Genomic DNA, 18,374 nt, shown 5'->3' on the forward strand with positions numbered 1-18,374 from the left:
CGCCTCTCTTCCACAACCCTGCGCAGTTCCCCGCGCCCCTGAAAACCAAAAAGACTGCGCAGTTCCCCGCGCCCCTGGGGGGCGAAAGACCGCGCCGTTCCCCGCGCCCCTCGGTGGGACGGGGCGAAGCCCCTCCCCGAGGGGCGCGGGGAACTGCGCGGGCAACCCCCACCGGCCTGCGGACGAACGTCGTCTTCAGGGGCGCGGGGAACTGCGCGAGCAACCCCCACCGACCCGCACCCGACGATCCACGATCCGCGATCGGCGATCCGCGATCGACGACCCGAGGCAGCAGTATGCCGCTACCGACGCCCCCTCGACGCCTCAACAGGGCATCCCCAGAGGTTCACAACCTGTCGACGTCCAGGTTCGCGATGGCCGTCGAGGCGACCGCCCGCCCCCGCTCGGTGAAATCACCCTTGCCCGGGTAACCGATCATGAGCTTGTACATGTCACCGGACGTCGTCTTGTAGTACAGGACCTGAAGCTCCCGCGGCCGCGGATTCTCCGTGTCCGTGCTGCGGTAGACCACCGTGTTCCGCGCGGCCTTGCGGTCCTTGTACTTGACGTCGTTGGGATCGCTCGTCGGCGCCGGGTCGGAGTCCATCCCGAGCCCGTACGCGCCGCTCTGCTTGTACGTGGCGTCGTCCTCGTACATCTCCGCCGACGCCGTCCCCGCGATCTCCCCCGAGGTGTCCTCGGCCTTCTTGTCCAGCGACAGGCTGATCCACAGCGTGCCGCTCAGGTCGGTGAACTGCACCCAGTGCTCGTCCTTGGGCGCGTCGGGCTTGGGCACGGTCTTCTGGTAGCCCTTCGGCACCGCCATCGTGACGCCCAGCGCCTTCACGTCGGTCTTCTTCCAGCCGTCCGGCAACGGCCCCGCGAACGGGTCCGCGACCACCAGGTACGCCGCCACCGCCGCCGCGACGACCACGGCCCCGAGGCCGATCCATCCCTTGCGGCCGACGCGCAGCGGCCTGCCACCGGGGGGCGCCCCCTCACCGGCGTGCGCCCCGTCGGGCCCCGGCCGCTGGACGATCTGGGTGGGCGCGAGCTGGGGCGGTCGCGCGGCCTCCTCCAGCAGGGCACGTACCCGCGCGGCGTCCGGGCGGCGGTTCGGGTCCTTGTCGAGGAGGCCGTTGATGACCTCGGCGAGCGGTCCCGTGGCCGCGTTGGGCGGGGCGGGCGTGGCGTTGAGGACGGACTGGAGCGTCGCGGGCGTGTTGCTGCGGCGGAACGGCGACACGCCCTCCGTGGCCGCGTACAGGACCACGCCCAGCGACCAGAGGTCGGAGGCCGGGCCCGGGCGCTGCCCCAGCACCCTCTCGGGCGCGATGAACTCGGGCGAGCCGACGAAGCCGCCCGTGTCGGTCAGATTCGTCTCGCCCTCTATCTGGGCGATGCCGAAGTCGGTGAGGACGACGCGGTCGCCCGTGCCGAGCAGGACGTTGTCCGGCTTGACGTCGCGGTGCAGGATGCCCGCCGCGTGCGCGGACTCCAGTGCGCCAAGCACCTCCAGGCCGATTCTCGCCGCCTCACGCGCGCCGAGCGTGCCCTCCTGGAGCGCGGCGCCGAGCGAGCGCCCCCGGACCAGTTCCATCACGATCCACGGCCGGCCGTCGACCACGGCGACGTCGTGGACGTTGACGACGGCCGGATGGTCGAGCCGGGCCGCGGCGCGCGCCTCGCGGCGCATCCGCTCGGAGACATTGGCTCGTTCACGTTCGGGAAGATGGTCGGGGATGCGCGGCTCCTTGACCGCGACCTCCCGGTCCACCGTCTCGTCCTTGGCCCGCCACACGGTCCCCATGCCACCGTGACCGAGCTTGTCGAGCAGCCGGTACCGGTCCGCGATGAGCCGGCCCGAGCCGGGGTCGTGCGGCGCCTGCTGCACGGGTTGCCCCTGCCGCACGGGGTGCGCCTGCGGTGCCGGGTGCGCCTGTTGCCGCGACACGGCCTCGGGCACAGTTGCGGGCGCGACCTCGGGCGCGACCTGCGCGGGTGTGGCGTACGGATTCCCGGGGTGGGGCACGGCGACCGGTGGATGTGGCGGTTGCAGACCGAAACTCGTCGGCTCGTCGGGTCCGTAAGGGGCTCCCCCGTTGCTGCTCATGGGGTCCATCCTTATCGCGGCAGGCGCCTCCGCTCCACCCTGGGTGCTTTCCAGTCACAGACCCGTGACGCACGACGCGCGCTTTACTCCGAACCACCGGATTTACGCCGAAATGCGGCTCATGAGCCCGTACGGGCCACGGTGTCCACCGCGACGTCGAAGTACTCCCGCGCCTCCCGCGCCTTGCCGACCGGCGACGACACCAGCACGTCGTACATCCGGCCGTCCTCCTCCCAGCACAGTTCGTAGATGTGCCGCGCGCCCTCCGCCGCGCTGAAGCCGTCCCAGGTGAACTCCCAGAGCGCGGCGGGGCGTCCGGAGCGGGTGGTCTCGGTGACGCGGCCGTCGCGGTAGCCGGGGTAGGTGTCGGTCCCCTTCTCGGCCGCGCGTTCCATCACCGCGAGCGGGCCGCCCGGTTCCGGCGCGGACACCTTGACGCCGATGCGGAAGGTCTTCCCGGCCGACATGTAGTAGACGCGCTCGCCCTGCGCCTCGCGCGTGAAGCCCACGGGGACGGCGAGCGAGAAGCCCGCCGCGTCGCGGACGAGCCGGTATCCCGTGGGTACCGTGCGACTGGCGGAGGCCGTGGGCCGAGGGCCGGTGGCGCTGTCACTCGGTGTGGGACCGGTGGCCGTACGGGACGAGGAGACCGAACCCCCCGGCGGCGTCGGCCCGTTGCCGCCGTCGCCCAGCAGCAGCGCGGCCGCCGACACGCCCGCCACGGCCATCGCCGCGACGAGAGCCGCCGCGATCAGCACGTTGCGCATCGACGAGGAGACGGCGAAGGGGGCTCGGAGCGGGTGCGGCACGGTAGGTTCCGGAACCGCGGACGCCGACGCCGAGGCCGAAGTGCCGTGATCACGCCCCGGCGCGCCCCGCCGCGAGGGCGTGCGGCCGGGCTGGGCCTGCGGCATACGGCCCGTGTCCAGGAAGACCCGTAACAGCCGCTCCGCCTCGACCGCGTCGAGCCGCCGCTCCGGATCGCGTTCGAGCAGGCCCCGTACGACGGGGAGCAGGGGCCCGGCGGCGGCGGGCGGAAGTATGTCGTCGACGACCACCGCGTGCAGCGTGCCGCCCAGCGAGTCGCGGCGGAAGGGCGATTCGCCGCTGAGGACCGTGCAGAGCAATGCGCCCAGCGACCACAGGTCGGACTCGGGCCCGGTCCTGAGGCCCGCCATCCGCTCGGGTGCGGTGTACTCGGGCGAGCCCACGAACGACCCGCTCTCGGTGAGCGTCGTCGAGCCCGCGACCTGCGCGACCCCGAAGTCGGTGAGGACGACGATGCCGCTCAGGGTGAGGAGGACGTTCGCGGGCTTCAGATCGCGGTGCAGAACCCCGGCGTCGTGCGCCTTGCGCAGCGCGCCGAGCAGGTCGATGCCCATCCGTGCCGCCTCGACCGGGCCGATGGGCCCGGACCGGGAGATGCGCTCGGCGAGCGATCCTCCTTCGAGGAGGTCCATGACGATGTACGGGCGTTCGTCCTGCTCGACGACGTCGTGCACGACGATGATGTGCGGGTGCCGCAGTTGCGCGATCGCGCGTGCCTCGCGCAGGGTGCGTTCACGCTGCAGCCGGGCCTCCGCCACCGAGAGCGAGGTGTCGACGGCGAGTTCCTTGACCGCGACCTGCCGGGCCAGCAACTGGTCCGTGGCCCGCCACACGACACCCATGCCACCGCGGCCGATTCTGGCTTCCAGGCGGTAACGCCCCGCGATGACCCGGGCGTTGTCCTCCGGTCTCTCCCCTTCGGTCGCCATGCGCCCCATCATGCCGCAACGGACGGAACCCTTCCGGGCCCGCCCAACGAAGGTTGGCCGACAACCGACGCTCCAGGGGGAACGCAGAACGACACAGCCTTTCGCCCCTAGGGGCACGGGGAACGACGCAATCTTTCGCCTTTGGGTGCGCGGGCAACGACGCAGCTTTCTGCCTCCAGGAGCGCAGGCAACGGCGCGGCCTTTCGCCTTTGGGGGCGCGGGGAACTGCGCAATCTTTCAGGGGCGCGGGGAACTGCGCGACCAGCCCCCACCGACCCGCAGCCGACGACCTCCCCGCAGGACACCCCACGGAACACCCCGCAGCGCACCCCGCCAGGGGCAGGCACACGCTAGGACTCCGGCGGCTCCCACCCACGCAACACCGTGTCGAACTGCGACCGAGCAGTCTCCCAGTCATCCGCGGGCGAGGACATGTAGATCACGTACTCGACCCCGTCACGGCCGAGATACGCCTGTTCGATGGCCCGCCGAGGCCCGGGAAACTCCGTGTCCTTGCCGAGCGCGGTCCAGGTGAAGTCCCACAGCGCCCCAGGACGGTCACGGAAGGTGTTGGACTCCAGACCGACCTGCTGATACTCGCTCAGCCGCCCCGATATCTGCTGTTCCAGATCGACGAGATGCCGGTACGGGGTGTCGAAGTCCGGCGAGTCGTCCACCGCGATACGGACGAAGTGCTCGCCCGCGTCGGGCGTGTAGTCGACCTGCGTGCCCTCGACCTGCCGCTTCCAGCCCTCGGGCAGGACGAGGCTGAATCCCTCGGGGTCGTCGACACGCTCCCAGCCGGCGGGCACGTCACCGGTCTGGGCCCCCTCGGTCTGCTTTCCGTCGTCGTCACCGTCCGAGGGGGACGGGGTCCTGGGGGCCGAGGAGTGGTTCGAGGACTTCGACGCGTCCTCGTCCCCCCAGCCGTCCACCATCAGCAGCGCCGCGACGCCACCGCCGCCGACGAGCGCCGCCGCCAGCACGACCGCGGCGACGGTACGGAACCGTCGCCGCCCGGGCCGGCCGACCACCGCCGGCTGGTTCGCGGTGGCGCCGGCCGGATCGGGCGCGGGCCTGCCATGACTGCCATAGGTGTCGCGGCCGTCCGGACCGCCGTAGGCACCCGGCGGATACGGGCCACCCCGGGACCCGTCGAAGCCGTGAGACCCGTGGGCGACGGCGTGGGTGGCGTCCTCGGACCCGGGAGCGGCGGCGGCCTGCGCGGGCCCGTACGCGCCCGGCAGTCCCTGGCCGTACGTTCCCCGCGGGTCCGGTGCGCCGTCCACGTGCTGCGTCGGCACATAGGCGTGCGCCGAGTCGGGCGCCCGCCCCTCCGCGGCCTCGGCGAGCATCTGCTCGGCCTCTTCGGGTCCGGGCCGCTCGGCGGGGTCCTTGCGCAGCAGGGCGGTGATGACGGAGGTGAGCGGGCCCGCGTTCTCCAGGGCCTCGGGCTCCTCGCCGACGACGGCCTGCATGGTCGTCAGCGGTGTCGTCCGCCGGAACGGCGACCTGCCCTCGACGGCCGTGTAGAGCGTCGCGCCGAGCGCCCACAGGTCGGCGGACGGTCCCGGGTCCTGACCGCGGATGCGTTCCGGCGCCAGATAGTCGACCGACCCGACGATCTCGCCGGTACGGGTGATCGTCGTGTCCCCCTCGACCTGGGCGATCCCGAAGTCGGTGAGCAGCACGCGCCGGTCGTGGGAGAGCAGTACGTTGCCGGGTTTGACGTCGCGGTGCAGTACGCCGGCGGAGTGCGCGGCCCGCAGGGCGCGCAGGACCCACAGCCCGACCCGGGCCGCCTCCCTGGGCTCGATGCGTCCCGCGTCCTTGACGGCGTCGGCGAGCGAGCCGCCCTCGACCAGCTCCATGACGATCCACGGGCGGCCGTCGTGCTCCAGTACGTCGTGCACGGTGACGACGGCCGAGTGGTTGATGCGCGCGGCGGCCCTGGCCTCGGCCCTGGTTCTGGCGAGGAGGACGGCCTGCTCGCTCTCGGACACGTAAAGAGCGGCCGTCAGCTCCTTGATCGCGACGGAGCGGTGCAGCACTTCGTCGCGCGCACGCCATACCCGGCCCATGCCGCCACTGCCGATGGAGTCGGCGAGCCGGTAGCGGCCTGCGAGAAGCAGGCCCTGCATCTGATTCACGTTTCCCCGCAATGCTCTTGACAGGGTCAGACTAAGGACCGGCACGCACCCAGGGAACCGGCGGGGTCCGACGGAGACAGCACTGTGACGGTTCCCACGGGTATGAACGGGCGGTTGCCGCCCGGTGATGGGACGTTGGCGCCGAACCGGTGTCACGGCCGCACAAGCCCCCTGGCTGCACGGTGTGATGACACCACATCAACCGGTGACCCGGCAGTGCATCAACGGACGGCCCGGTACGGCATCAAAGGGCGGCCCGGTACGGCATCACCCGGTGATCTGGTACGTCGACGACGCCTGCTCGTAGAGCCGTGTCACCTCGTCCCGCTCGGCCTCCGGACCGCGCAGTTGCACCACGTGGTACTTCCCGCCGTCGATGATCACGAGGTTCCGTACGTAGACCTCGCTCCCCGTGGAGTCCTGCCAGGTGAACTGCCCCTCGGCCATGGCCCGTCCGCCCACGTCGATCCGGCGCATCCCGCTGGACGTGGCCCAGGTCGAGTCGCGGAACGGCTGCAACTCGCGCTCGTCCTCACGCTGGTAGGACATCGGATCACTGCCGAACTCCTCGGTCGTGTCCCGTCCGGGCACGACCAGCAGCTCGAACTTGCCGTGCGAGTAGACGACCTGGCCGCGTCCGTTCTTGCCCGTCCGCTCCCAGCCGTTGGCGACCGCCACCCGGAATCCCTCGGAGTCCTTGCGCAGGGTGAAGCCCTGCGGAAGGTCGGGGCCGGTGGTCTGGGTCGTCGAGCTGGACGAACGCGTCGGGCTCGGACTGCTCTTGCCGCCCGGCGACTTCTCGCCCTGCGGACCGGAGCTCGCCTTCCCGTCCGACCCCGCGCCGGTGTCCCCGGAGTGACCGGGGGTGGGGGCGACGACATCCCCCGCGGAACCGGTGCGCTCCCCGCCGGAGCCGGTCTTGGGCATGAACGCCACCGCGTACGCGACGGCCGCGGCCATGGCGAGCAGGATCAGCAGAAGCAAGGTCCGGCCGAGCCTGCGGGGCTTGGCCTCCTTGCCCTGCTTGCCCCGCTTGTGCCGGCCGTGCGGGGTGGTCGCGGGCAGCCCCGCACGACGCCTGCGGACCAGCTCGCCCCGACGGCGTACGACAGGGAGCCGGGCGGGGTCCACCGGCGGTGCCGCTATGACGAACGTGCCCGCCTCCGGCTCGGGCGCCGACCGCACCAGCGAGCGCAGCCAGCCCCGCAGTTCCTCGAAGTCCAGTCGCTCGGTGGGGTCCTGGCGCAGCAGCGACTCCACGACCGGCCGCAGCGGACCGCACTCCTCCGCGAACGCGGGCGGCTCCGCGCACACCAGCTGCACCAGCTCGGCGGTGCTCTCCTCGGGGTAGGGCGCGTGGCCCTGTACGGCGCGGAAGAGCAGCGCGCCCAGCGCCCACAGGTCGGTCGCGGGCCCGATCGGCGCCGCCAGCTGCCAGTTCTCGTGCACGGGTCCGGCCTGCTCGGGCGCCCAGCGCTCGGTGACGGGTCCCACGACGGCCATCCGGGCCTGCCGGGCCCGCTCCGCCGCCAGCGCGGTCGCCGGGCCCCGCCGGGTGGCGGCAGCGGCGGAGGCGGGCTGACTCCACTGCGCGGGAGCCCCGCCCGTGCCGGGCTCCAGGCCTGCGCCCGTGCCGGGGGCCGCGGAGGTGTGGTCGGCCGACGGCGCGTATCCGGCGCCGTACGCGACAGCTTCCGTCCCCCGGCCGTCGGTCGTCCTACCGGTCCCACCAGCCCCACCGGTCCCACCGATCGCGCCGGTCCCGCCATCGCCGCCATGCCCGCCGGTGCGGCCGTCGGGGAGCGCGGGAGGCCGGATCTGCCCAGGGCTTCCCACGGCGGGGGCCCCGCCGCGCGGCGCCGCACCGTGCCACGCGCCCGGCGGCAGCCCCGCTCCGCCCACCCCGTACGGGTCGGCGATCTGTCCCGGCGGCGAGGTGTGCTCCGCCCCTTGTCCGGCTATCCGGCCCGAGATCGGCCCCGAGGCCTGACCGCCGGCCTCGGCATCGCTCCCACCGGGCAGCGACCGAGGAGCGGGCAACGCCGCGTTCCCGCCGCCCCGCTGCTCCTCCTGCACCCGGGCCGCCGCTCGCGCACCCGCGCGGTAGGCCGCGATGGCTCCGGCCCGCGCGGCCCGTACGTCTCCGCCGGCGTCCAGCGCCCGCTGCGCCATGTCGGAGGCGTGCGCCTGTGACTGCGACTGTGTCCGGCCCTGTGCCTGTGTCTGGGCTTGGGCATGTGTCTGGGCGTGCGCTTGCGGGACGGGCAGCGCGCCCGTGCCGCCGCCTCCGCGCACGGCCTCGACCGCTCCGCGGCCGCCGTCCAGCCCACGTGCTCCGGGCACCGCCTGTCCTACGGCGCGCCCCGGAGTACCGGACTGACCGAGCTGTCCGACCGCACCGCCGGGCCGGCCCACCTGCCCTGCCGAACCGCCCGCACCCCCCGGACCGGCCTGACCTGCATGTCCCGCGTGTCCTGCCTGCGCCGGCGGCCCATCCGGTGTTCCGGGCCCGCCCTGTCGGCCCGTGCCGCCGTCACCTTCGGGCGCCGGCACCGGGTCGTACCCGCACAGCGCCTCCTCCGCGGCCCCCGAGGCGAGGCCCGTGAGCATCACCCGGCCGTCGTCGCAGACGAGCACCGTGCGCGCGGTGATGTTCCGGTGCACCCAGCCGTGCGCGTGCAGCACCCGCAGGGCGGTCAGCACGTCGGAGGCCACCTCGGCGGCCCGGTACGGGCTCAGCGGGCCCTCGGCGAGCAGCGCCGCGAGCTGCCGCGCGGGCACCAGTTCGCTCACGATCCACAGCGAGCCGCCCTCGGCGAACACGTCGAAGACCTGGTCGAGCCGGGGATGGTCGGGTATCTGCGCCGCGGCCTGGGCGGCCTCGATGGCCCGCCGCACGGCCGGCTCGGTGGGCCGCCGTGTGGTGCGCGCGGACGGCCGCCGCACCCCGCCGTCGCGCACCCCGGTGTCCCGCGCCACGAACCCGTCGGGCAGCCCGTCCGCGTCGAGCACCTCCGCCTCGACGACCTCGGGCAGGGGCACCTGCCGGACCAGTACTTCCTGTCCGCTGTAGGTGTCCCAGGCCCGGGACTCGGCGAGCTCGTACTCGTCGGTGGGCGGGAGCGGCAAGCGGTAGCGGTCGGCGAGCACCCGTCCCGCATAGTCCTCCACGTTGCCTCCCCCGGCCGCCCGGTTGGTCAAATCCGTTCGCCATGCGTCCCGTTGTGGCTGCAGTTGTGGCTGCGTACGGTCCGCAACCACTCACGATACGTGCCGGAGGCAACCCGTCATGAGGAGATGCGAGATCTCAATTGACCCGTGACCCTCAGGACTTCGGTTCGAACGACTTTGTCAGCGTGCGCCACGTGTCCTTGCGAAGGTCGGTGTCCCATTTCGAGTCCTTCGCGGTGTACATGAGCGCGTATCCCTGGCTGTCATTGACGACGAAGCCGCGGTCTATGGACCGGTATTTCGTGCCACCGTCCACGTAGGTGAATTCCCAGTCCGCCGTGTTCCAGCCGCGGTAGTCCGCCTTCTCTATTCGGATCCGCTGATACTGCGACCGCTGCATGAACTGCTCCTGGTTCTTCCAGTCCGCCACCGGGTCGTCCTTGGGCGTCGTGGTCCAGCCGACCAGCAGCTTCTGTCCGTCGGGACCGGCGAACCGGGCGCCGGCCGCGCTCGTGGACTGGTATTTCCAGCCCTTGGGCAGGCCGATCGAGAAGCCCTGTCCGTCCTTGTGCGTCGACTCGACCCCGCTGCCCGAACCGCTCTCGGAGTCGTCTTCCGACCCGTCCGATCCGCTCGACTCCTCGGAAGCGCTCGCGCTCGGCGAACTCTCCTTCGTCGCGTTCCCTCCGGAGGAGTCCGCCTTGTCGTCGTCGTCCGAATCGGTGCCGCTGTTCTCGTCCTGTTTGGTGTCGCTTCCCGCGTTCGCGCCACTGGACGTCGACTTGTCGTCGCCGCCCTTGTTCCCGCCGGCGCCCGAGTCGTCGTCGCCACCCAGCGTGACGGCGAGGATCGTGCCGAGCACGGCCAGCGCCACGACGACGGCGATGATCACCAGCGTCCGCCGGGACACCACATCGGTGAGCGGCGCCCTGGACGTGGTGCCCCGCGAGTACGCGGGGCCGGAATCGCCCGGACTTCCGCCCACCGCACTGGAGTTCAGCCCCGAAGCGACAGCGTCCCGGTTCTTCGCGGAAGCGGGCACACCGGCGCCCGCGGCGGTACCGGCCGCGGCCCCGGACCTCGTACCGGAAGCGGCGCCCGATCCGGAGGGCGAGGAGGACGACGACGGCGCGGCGGCCGACGCGGCCCCCGCGGACGCCAGTGCCGCCGCGGCGGCGGCCTTCTTCTTGCCGCCGCCCGAAGTCCCCTTCCTGGAGGGGCCGGACGGCTTGTCCGAGGGCAGGTCCGGCAGCGGCACGACCTTCGTCGCCTCCGCCGGCTCCGGCTCGTCCTTGCGCTCGGGCGTGTTGATGATCTCGGTGAGCATCGCCCGCGCCCCGGCGTCGTCGAGACGCTGCTCGGGGTCCTTGACGAGGAGCCCGTAGATGACGTTCTCCAGCGGGCCCGCGTTCTTCGGCTGCTCCACCGGCTCCGTCATCACCGCGGTGAGCGTCGCGATGGCGGATCCCTTGTCGTACGGGGGCACGCCCTCCACCGCCGCGTACAACAGGCCGCCCAGCGACCACAGGTCGGCCGCGGGGCCCGGCTTGTGTCCGCGCGCCCGCTCCGGCGAGATGTACGAGGGCGCGCCGACCAGCATGCCGGTCGAGGTGATGGACGGGTCGCCCTCCACCTGGGCGATGCCGAAGTCCGTGAGGACGACCCGGCCGTCCTTGCCGATGAGCACGTTCGACGGTTTCACGTCGCGGTGCAGGATGCCCTCGCGGTGCGCCGCGCGCAGCACGTCGAGGATGGCGAGGCCGACCTCGGCCGCCCGCTTCGACGTGAGCAGCCCGTCCTCACGGATCACCTCGGCGAGGGACTTGCCCTCGACCAGTTCCATCACGATCCACGGGCGGTCGTCCTCGTCGACCACGTCGTAGACGGTCACCGCGCTGTTGTTCCGGATCCGCGCGATCGCCTTGGCCTCGCGGAAGGTCCGGGTGATCAGCCGGCGCTTCTCGTCCTCGTCGATGCGCGGCGGCAGCCGCAGTTCCTTCACGGCGACCGTGCGCCCGAGCGTCTCGTCCTCCGCACGCCACACGGTGCCCATGCCGCCGCGGCCGAGGACTCCTCCCAGCCGGTACCGCCCGGCGAGGAGACGTCCACCATCGTCCTGACGGGATGCTCCCGACTGCTCCGCCTCCGACATGCGTCCCCTCATGCAACCCGCCCTGACAGAGCCTCCATTGTCACCCACCCGGACACCGTCCGATGCCCCGGGTGCCCCTCCTGGAGGCAACGCTTCCCCGAACCGCCCCTCATCCGTTCCCCACCTGCCCCTCGGCCCGGCTCCTCCCCCGTCATGAGCTGCGACAAGGAGGAATTCCGATGCCACCGCAGAGGGTTCAGCCTTCTTCGACACCTCAACAGCGGGTACCCACTTCGCCCCGGCGAAAGCCACCACGAAATGCCCGGTCGCGGACACGGCCGCGCACAAGGCCGCATACACGGCCGCTTCCGGCGGCGGGCACCGGCGCGACACCGGCCCCTGCCCGCCGCCGAGTTGGACCCCGCAGCGGCTACGGCGACTCCAGCGGCACGATGTCCGGCGCTCCCAGCCGGGCCGCGTCCGCCGTCAGGTCGTCCGGCTGACGCTGCGACTCCCGTTCGGCCTCGACCCGCTTCTGGTAGTGCTCGATCTCGCGCTCGATCTGGTCCTTGTCCCAGCCGAGCACCGGCGCCATCAGTTCGGCGGCCTCCCGTGCGCTGCGCGTGCCCCGGTCGAAGGTCTCGATCGAGATGCGCGTGCGCCGCGTCAGCACGTCGTCCAGATGCCGTGCCCCCTCGTGCGAGGCCGCGTAGACGATCTCGGCGCGCAGGTAGTCGTCGGCCGCCGGCAGCGGATCGCCCAGTGTCTGGTCCGCGGCGATGAGGTCGAGGACCTCCTCGGCGAGTGATCCGTACCGGTTCAGCAGGTGCTCCACGCGCACCACGTGCAGGCCGGTCCGGGCGGCGATCCGCGCTCGCGCGTTCCACAGGGCCCGGTAGCCCTCGGCGCCGACCAGCGGGATGTCCTCCGTGACGCACTCGGCGACCCGCTGGTCGAGGCCGTGCACCGCCTCGTCCACCGCGTCCTTGGCCATCACCCGGTAGGTCGTGTACTTGCCGCCCGCGACGACCACGAGCCCGGGCGCCGGGTGCGCCACGGTGTGCTCGCGCGACAGCTTGCTCGTGGCCTCGGACTCGCCGGCGAGCAGCGGCCGCAGTCCCGCGTACACGCCCTGTACGTCGTCGCGGGTCAGCGGGACCGCCAGGACCGCGTTCACATGCTCCAGCACGTAGTCGATGTCGGCGCTGGACGCCGCCGGGTGCGCCTTGTCGAGGTCCCACTCGGTGTCCGTAGTGCCCACGATCCAGTGCCGGCCCCAGGGGATCACGAACAGCACGGACTTCTCGGTGCGCAGGATCAGCCCGCTCGACGAGGTGATCCGGTCCTTCGGTACGACCAGATGGATGCCCTTCGAAGCCCGGACGTGGAACTGGCCGCGCTCCCCGACCATCGCCTGGGTGTCGTCCGTCCACACGCCGGTGGCGTTCACGATCTGCTTGGCACGGATCTCGTACTCCCCGCCGCCCTCGACGTCCTGCACCTTGGCGCCGACGACCCGTTCGCCCTCGCGCAGGAAGCCGGTCACACGCGCGCGGTTGGCGACCTTCGCGCCGTACGCGGCGGCGGTGCGCACCAGGGTCGCCACATAGCGGGCGTCGTCCATCTGCGCGTCGTAGTACTGCAATGCCCCGACCAGGGCGTCCTTCTTCAGCGCGGGGGCGACGCGCAGCGCGTGCCGCCGTGAGAGGTGCCGGTGCACGGGCAGTCCGCGGCCGTGGCCGCGCGCCATCGACATCGCGTCGTAGAGGGCGACGCCCGATCCGGCGTAGACCCGCTCCCAGCCCTTGTGCTGCAGGGGATACAGGAACGGCACGGGTTTCACGAGATGCGGTGCGAGCCGTTCGAGCAGCAGCCCGCGCTCCTTCAGCGCCTCCCGTACGAGCGCGAAGTCGAGCATCTCCAGATAGCGCAGGCCGCCGTGGATCAGCTTGCTCGACCGGCTCGATGTGCCCGACGCCCAGTCACGCGCCTCGACCAGTCCGGTGGACAGGCCGCGGGTCACGGCGTCCAACGCGGTGCCCGCGCCCACCACGCCCGCTCCTACGACGAGCACGTCCAGTTCGTGCTCGGCCATCGCCGCGAGTGACCCGGCGCGCTCCGCCGGTCCCAGTGTCGCTGTCCGCACAGTTGCCTCCAGCTGTCTGTCGCGCCGGGCTCACCCGTACGGCGAGGCCCTGCTCACATCCCCCATGCCCAAATTCTGACCGTGATGCCCGCCATCGGCCACCACCGGCGGTCCGCCTGTGGATAACTCTCGGTGTCCGGCTCGGCGACTTCCGGAGAAACACAACCGAGCAATCCCGCAAATCGGTCATATTTACTCCTAGTCTGACATTGCGCTCGCCCGTTCTGTCCACAGGGCTTGCGCCCTCGCCCCACTCCGGCTACTGCCTCTCCGGCTACAGGGAAGGACGGCCCACCGCCATGCCCGCAGATCTCGCCGTCATCGGCCTCGGCCAGCTCGGCCTGCCCCTGGCCCGGGCCGCCGCCACCACCGGTATCCCCACCCTCGGCTACGAGTGCGGCGACCCGGCGCCGCTGGCCGCGGCCGACCTGCGCCGGATGCTGTCCACGGGATTCCGGCGGGCCACGGACCCGGCCGAGCTGGGCCGCGTACGCACCGCCGTCATCTGCGCTCCGACCCCGCGCGGCGCGGACGGGACACTCGACCTGGGGCAGGTGGCCTCCGCCGCCCGCACCCTGGCCGCGCATCTGCGCCCGCACACCACGGTGATCCTGGAGTCCCCCGTGTACCCGGGGACGACCGAGGAATTCCTCCGGCCGCTCCTGGAGGAGGGCTCGGGGCTCCGGGCGGGCCGCGACTTCCACCTCGCGTACTCACCCAGTCGGGTGGACCCGGGCAACCGCGACCACGGCCCCGCCAACACCCCGAAGGTCATCGGCGGGCTCACCCCGGCCTGCACGGAGTCGGCCGCCGCGTTCTACGGCCGGCTCACCGACAAGGTCGTACGCGCGCGTGGCCCCCGCGAGGCGGAGACCGTGCAGCTCCTGGAGACCAACTACCGGCACGTCAACATCGCCCTGGTCAACGAGATGGCCGTCCTCTGCCACGACCTCGGCGTCGACCTGTGGGACGTCATCCGCTGCGCCGAGACCAAGCCGTTCGGCTTCCAGGCCTTCCGCCCCGGCCCCGGTGTGGGCGGGCACGCCGTCCCGCGCGACCTGGCGGGCCCGCGGACCCGCTCCCTGCGCATGGTCGAACTGGCCCAGCAGGTCAACGACCACATGCCCCGGTACGTCATCCAGCGCGCGGCCACACTCCTCAACGAACACGGCAAGTCGGCCCGCGGCGCGCGCGTGCTGCTCCTCGGCGTCACCTACAAGGCCGACCACGCCGACCAGCAGGGCTCACCCGCCCAGGAGATCGCGACCCGCCTGATGGAACTGGGCGCCGCCGTCAGCTACCACGACCCGCACGTCCCGTCCTGGTCCATCCTCGACCGCCCGGTCCCCCGAGTGGACTCCCTCTACGAGGCAGCAGCCGACGCGGACCTGACGATCCTGCTCCAGCAACACCGCACCTACGACCTGCAAGGCCTCTCGGTAAAAGCCCAACTACTCCTGGACACCCGTGGAGCCACACCCACGGGGGCGGCGCACAGGTTGTGAAAGGGGGCGCGGGACACCTCCGAAGCCCCGGCCGCTGGTGGCGAACGACACCCACCGCCGGTACCGTACGGAAGTGGGTGGAGCCCACCGCAGGGGTCACTGCGGCAGGCTCCTAGATGGGTTACGGAGTGTCCGCCCCTAGTTGCATTGGGGGCGGCCGCTCACCATCCGAAAATCCGCAGAATCCACCTCCTCCGGCACTTCACCGTCCACAGACGGATCCGGTCCCAGCGGGTGGGCTTGCGGTGGCGGCCCATGGGCGGCCCCCTTCCACGACGCCACCCAGAGACCCGGTAGGCGGCTCGGCTGGAACTCGGGCCGGGCCCCGAGGGCCGGGGTCCGGAACGATGTCCTTGGAAGGGGGCGCCCACACAACTGGAGCGCCGAACACGGACGTTATCGCCTCGACACGGCCGTTTCCCGCCCATTCGGCGCAAAGGCAACCGTGCGCCCCCTGAACGCGAAACGCGCCCCACCAGGGCCGTTCGGATGCGCGGGCACGCGAAAGGGCCCGGTCACTCACCCTTGTGAGTGACCGGGCCCCTCGTCGTTCGTCGGCTCAGGCCGAGCGCGGCGTCGCGTCAGCGCTTGTGCTGCGAGTCCGCCACCGTGACCTCGACGCGCTGGAACTCCTTCAGTTCGCTGTAGCCGGTCGTGGCCATCGCGCGGCGCAGGGCGCCGAAGAAGTTCATGGAGCCGTCGGGGGTGTGCGAGGGGCCCAGCAGGACCTCCTCGATGGTGCCGACGGTGCCGAGGTCGACCTTCTTGCCGCGCGGCAGCTCCTCGTTGACGGCCTCCATGCCCCAGTGGTGGCCGCGGCCGGGCGCGTCCGTCGCGCGGGCGAGCGGGGAGCCCATCATCACCGAGTCGGCGCCGCAGGCGATCGCCTTGGGCAGGTCGCCGGACCAGCCGACCCCGCCGTCCGCGATCACGTGCACGTACCGGCCGCCGGACTCGTCCATGTAGTCGCGGCGGGCCGCGGCCACATCCGCGACGGCGGTGGCCATCGGGACCTGGATGCCGAGCACGTTGCGCGTGGTGTGCGCGGCGCCGCCGCCGAAGCCCACCAGGACACCGGCCGCGCCGGTACGCATCAGGTGCAGCGCCGCCGTGTACGTGGCGCAGCCGCCGACGATGACCGGGACGTCCAGCTCGTAGATGAACTGCTTCAGGTTCAGCGGCTCGGAGGCGCCGGAGACGTGCTCCGCCGAGACCGTCGTACCGCGGATGACGAAGATGTCGACGCCCGCGTCAACCACGGCCTTGGAGAACTGCGCGGTGCGCTGCGGCGAGAGCGCGGCGGCGGTGACCACGCCCGAGTCGCGCACCTCCTTGATGCGCAGCCCGATCAGCTCCTCCTTGATGGGAGCCGCGTAGATCTCCTGGAGGCGGCGGGTCGCGGTCTCCGCGTCCAGCTCCACGATCTCGTCGAGGAGCGACTGCGGGTCCTCGTGCCGCGTCCACAGGCCTTCGAGGTTGAGGACGCCGAGACCGCCCAGCTCCCCGATGCGGATGGCGGTCGCCGGGGAGACCACCGAGTCCATGGGAGCCGCCAGGAACGGCAGCTCGAAGCGGTAGGCGTCGATCTGCCAGGCGATCGAGACCTCCTTCGGGTCGCGCGTACGGCGGCTCGGGACGACGGCGATGTCGTCGAAGGCGTACGCCCGGCGGCCGCGCTTGCCGCGCCCGATCTCGATCTCAGTCACGTGTGTGGCCTTTCCCTCTTCGGTTCTGCGCGTTCCAGTATCCCCGACACATACGGCGAGGGCGGTCCCGGAGTCTCCGAGACCGCCCTCGAACGGGTTGCTGCTACTGGCCGCGGCTGTAGTTCGGTGCCTCGACCGTCATCTGGATGTCGTGCGGGTGGCTCTCCTTGAGGCCCGCCGACGTGATCCGTACGAAGCGGCCCTTGGTCTCCATCTCGTCGATGGACGCGGCACCCACATAGCCCATGGTCTGGCGCAGCCCGCCGACGAGCTGGTGCAGCACGTTCCCGAGGGGGCCGCGGTAGGGCACCTGGCCCTCGATGCCCTCGGGGACGAGCTTGTCGTCGGAGGCCACCTCCGCCTGGAAGTAGCGGTCCTTCGAGTACGACTTGCCCTGGCCGCGGGACTGCATGGCACCGAGCGAGCCCATGCCGCGGTACGACTTGAACTGCTTGCCGTTGATGAAGAGCAGCTCGCCGGGCGACTCCTCGCAGCCGGCGAGGAGGCTGCCGAGCATCACCGTGTCGGCGCCGGCGGCCAGCGCCTTGCCGATGTCTCCGGAGTACTGCAGTCCGCCGTCCCCGATCACCGGGACACCGGCGGCGCGGGCCGCGAGGGCGGCCTCGTAGATGGCGGTGACCTGCGGTACGCCGATACCGGCGACCACGCGGGTCGTACAGATGGAGCCGGGGCCCACGCCCACCTTGACGCCGTCCACACCGGCGTCGATCAGCGCCTGGGCGCCGTCGCGGGTGGCCACGTTGCCGCCGATCACGTCGACGCCGACGCTCGACTTGATCTTCGCCATCCAGTTGAGGGCGTTGCTGTTGTGCCCGTGCGAGGTGTCGACGATCAGGAAGTCCACCCCGGCCTCGGCGAGCGCCTGGGCCCGCTCAAGGGCCTCGGGGCTCGCGCCCACGGCGGCGCCCACGAGGAGGCGGCCCTCGGCGTCCTTCGCCGCGTTCGGGTACTTCTCGGCCTTGACGAAGTCCTTGACCGTGATGAGGCCCTTGAGGATGCCCGCGTCGTCGACCAGCGGAAGCTTCTCGATCTTGTGGCGGCGCAGCAGCTCCATGGCGTCGGTCCCGGAGATGCCGACCTTGCCGGTGACGAGCGGCATCGGGGTCATGACCTCGCGCACCTGACGGGAGCGGTCGGTCTCGAAGGCCATGTCGCGGTTGGTGACGATGCCGAGCAGCTTGCCGTTGCCGTCGGTGACGGGGACGCCGCTGATGCGGAACTTGGCGCACAGCGCGTCGGCCTCGCCGAGCGTCGCGTCCGGGTGCACCGTGATCGGGTCGGTGACCATGCCGGACTCGGAGCGCTTCACGAGGTCGACCTGGTTGACCTGGTCCTCGATGGAGAGGTTCCGGTGCAGTACGCCGACGCCGCCCTGGCGGGCCATGGCGATCGCCATCCGGGACTCGGTGACCTTGTCCATGGCCGCCGAGAGCAGCGGAATGTTCACGCGTACGTTGCGGGAGATACGGGACGAGGTGTCGACCGCGTTGGGCAGCACTTCCGATGCGCCCGGCAGCAGCAGCACGTCGTCGTAGGTCAGCCCGAGCGTCGCGAATTTCTCGGGCACTCCGTCGACGTTTGCAGTCATGACACCTTCCCCAAATGGCCTTGATCGGTGCGGATGTCCATGCTAACGGGAAGCATGGCTCTCTCATTCCACGGTCACGGCCGCCCCCGGGCCTCGTAGGTTCCTACGGGTCGGGCGGCCGCCCC

The 18,374-nt window shown here is 71.8% G+C and carries 9 protein-coding genes; 1 reads left to right on the forward strand and 8 read right to left on the reverse strand.

Features of this window, described 5'->3' with window-relative positions; translation table 11 throughout:
- Positions 1-346: 346 nt before the first annotated feature.
- The 6 genes from J8N05_RS02070 to J8N05_RS02095 form a co-directional block, all read right to left on the reverse strand.
- The gene (locus tag J8N05_RS02070) at positions 347-2,113 is read right to left on the reverse strand and encodes a serine/threonine-protein kinase (protein ID WP_210880782.1); all 1,767 of its coding nucleotides are present in this window, start codon (positions 2,111-2,113) and stop codon (positions 347-349) included.
- A gap of 119 nt (positions 2,114-2,232) precedes the next feature.
- The gene (locus tag J8N05_RS02075) at positions 2,233-3,870 is read right to left on the reverse strand and encodes a serine/threonine-protein kinase (RefSeq protein ID WP_210880783.1); all 1,638 of its coding nucleotides are present in this window, start codon (positions 3,868-3,870) and stop codon (positions 2,233-2,235) included.
- A gap of 350 nt (positions 3,871-4,220) precedes the next feature.
- Entirely contained in the window at positions 4,221-6,011 is a 1,791-nt protein-coding gene (locus tag J8N05_RS02080) for a serine/threonine-protein kinase (RefSeq protein WP_210880784.1), read from the reverse strand.
- 276 nt (positions 6,012-6,287) lie between these two features.
- Entirely contained in the window at positions 6,288-9,191 is a 2,904-nt protein-coding gene (locus tag J8N05_RS02085; protein ID WP_210880785.1) for a protein kinase domain-containing protein, read from the reverse strand.
- 154 nt (positions 9,192-9,345) lie between these two features.
- The gene (locus J8N05_RS02090) at positions 9,346-11,343 is read right to left on the reverse strand and encodes a serine/threonine-protein kinase (protein ID WP_210880786.1); all 1,998 of its coding nucleotides are present in this window, start codon (positions 11,341-11,343) and stop codon (positions 9,346-9,348) included.
- 370 nt (positions 11,344-11,713) lie between these two features.
- The gene (locus J8N05_RS02095; protein ID WP_210880787.1) at positions 11,714-13,429 is read right to left on the reverse strand and encodes a glycerol-3-phosphate dehydrogenase/oxidase; all 1,716 of its coding nucleotides are present in this window, start codon (positions 13,427-13,429) and stop codon (positions 11,714-11,716) included.
- A gap of 299 nt (positions 13,430-13,728) precedes the next feature.
- Between J8N05_RS02095 and J8N05_RS02100 the strand changes: the two genes are divergently transcribed.
- Positions 13,729-14,934, forward strand: coding sequence for a nucleotide sugar dehydrogenase (locus J8N05_RS02100; RefSeq protein ID WP_107015690.1), 1,206 nt, complete (start codon positions 13,729-13,731; stop codon positions 14,932-14,934).
- Positions 14,935-15,515: 581 nt separating this feature from the next.
- On the opposite strand, the gene J8N05_RS02105 is transcribed toward J8N05_RS02100, so the two are convergent.
- Positions 15,516-16,640 (reverse strand): GuaB3 family IMP dehydrogenase-related protein, encoded by a 1,125-nt coding sequence (locus J8N05_RS02105; protein WP_107015689.1) that lies wholly within the window; start codon positions 16,638-16,640, stop codon positions 15,516-15,518.
- Between the two features lie 103 nt (positions 16,641-16,743).
- Positions 16,744-18,249: an IMP dehydrogenase gene (guaB, locus tag J8N05_RS02110; RefSeq protein ID WP_189769698.1), complete on the reverse strand. Its 1,506-nt coding sequence runs from the start codon at positions 18,247-18,249 to the stop codon at positions 16,744-16,746.
- Positions 18,250-18,374: the final 125 nt, after the last annotated feature.

The sequence above is a fragment of the Streptomyces liliiviolaceus genome (assembly GCF_018070025.1).
In the GTDB taxonomy this organism is placed as follows: domain Bacteria; phylum Actinomycetota; class Actinomycetes; order Streptomycetales; family Streptomycetaceae; genus Streptomyces; species Streptomyces liliiviolaceus.

What these genes read in the sequence shown, in the direction of transcription:
- J8N05_RS02070 (WP_210880782.1), bottom strand. Translation starts at nt 2,113, where the DNA reads ATGAGCAGCAACGGGGGAGCCCCTTACGGACCCGACGAGCCGACGAGT.
- J8N05_RS02075 (WP_210880783.1), bottom strand. Translation starts at nt 3,870, where the DNA reads ATGGCGACCGAAGGGGAGAGACCGGAGGACAACGCCCGGGTCATCGCG.
- J8N05_RS02080 (WP_210880784.1), bottom strand. Translation starts at nt 6,011, where the DNA reads ATGCAGGGCCTGCTTCTCGCAGGCCGCTACCGGCTCGCCGACTCCATC.
- J8N05_RS02090 (WP_210880786.1), bottom strand. Translation starts at nt 11,343, where the DNA reads ATGTCGGAGGCGGAGCAGTCGGGAGCATCCCGTCAGGACGATGGTGGA.
- J8N05_RS02100 (WP_107015690.1), top strand. Translation starts at nt 13,729, where the DNA reads ATGCCCGCAGATCTCGCCGTCATCGGCCTCGGCCAGCTCGGCCTGCCC.
- guaB (WP_189769698.1), bottom strand. Translation starts at nt 18,249, where the DNA reads ATGACTGCAAACGTCGACGGAGTGCCCGAGAAATTCGCGACGCTCGGG.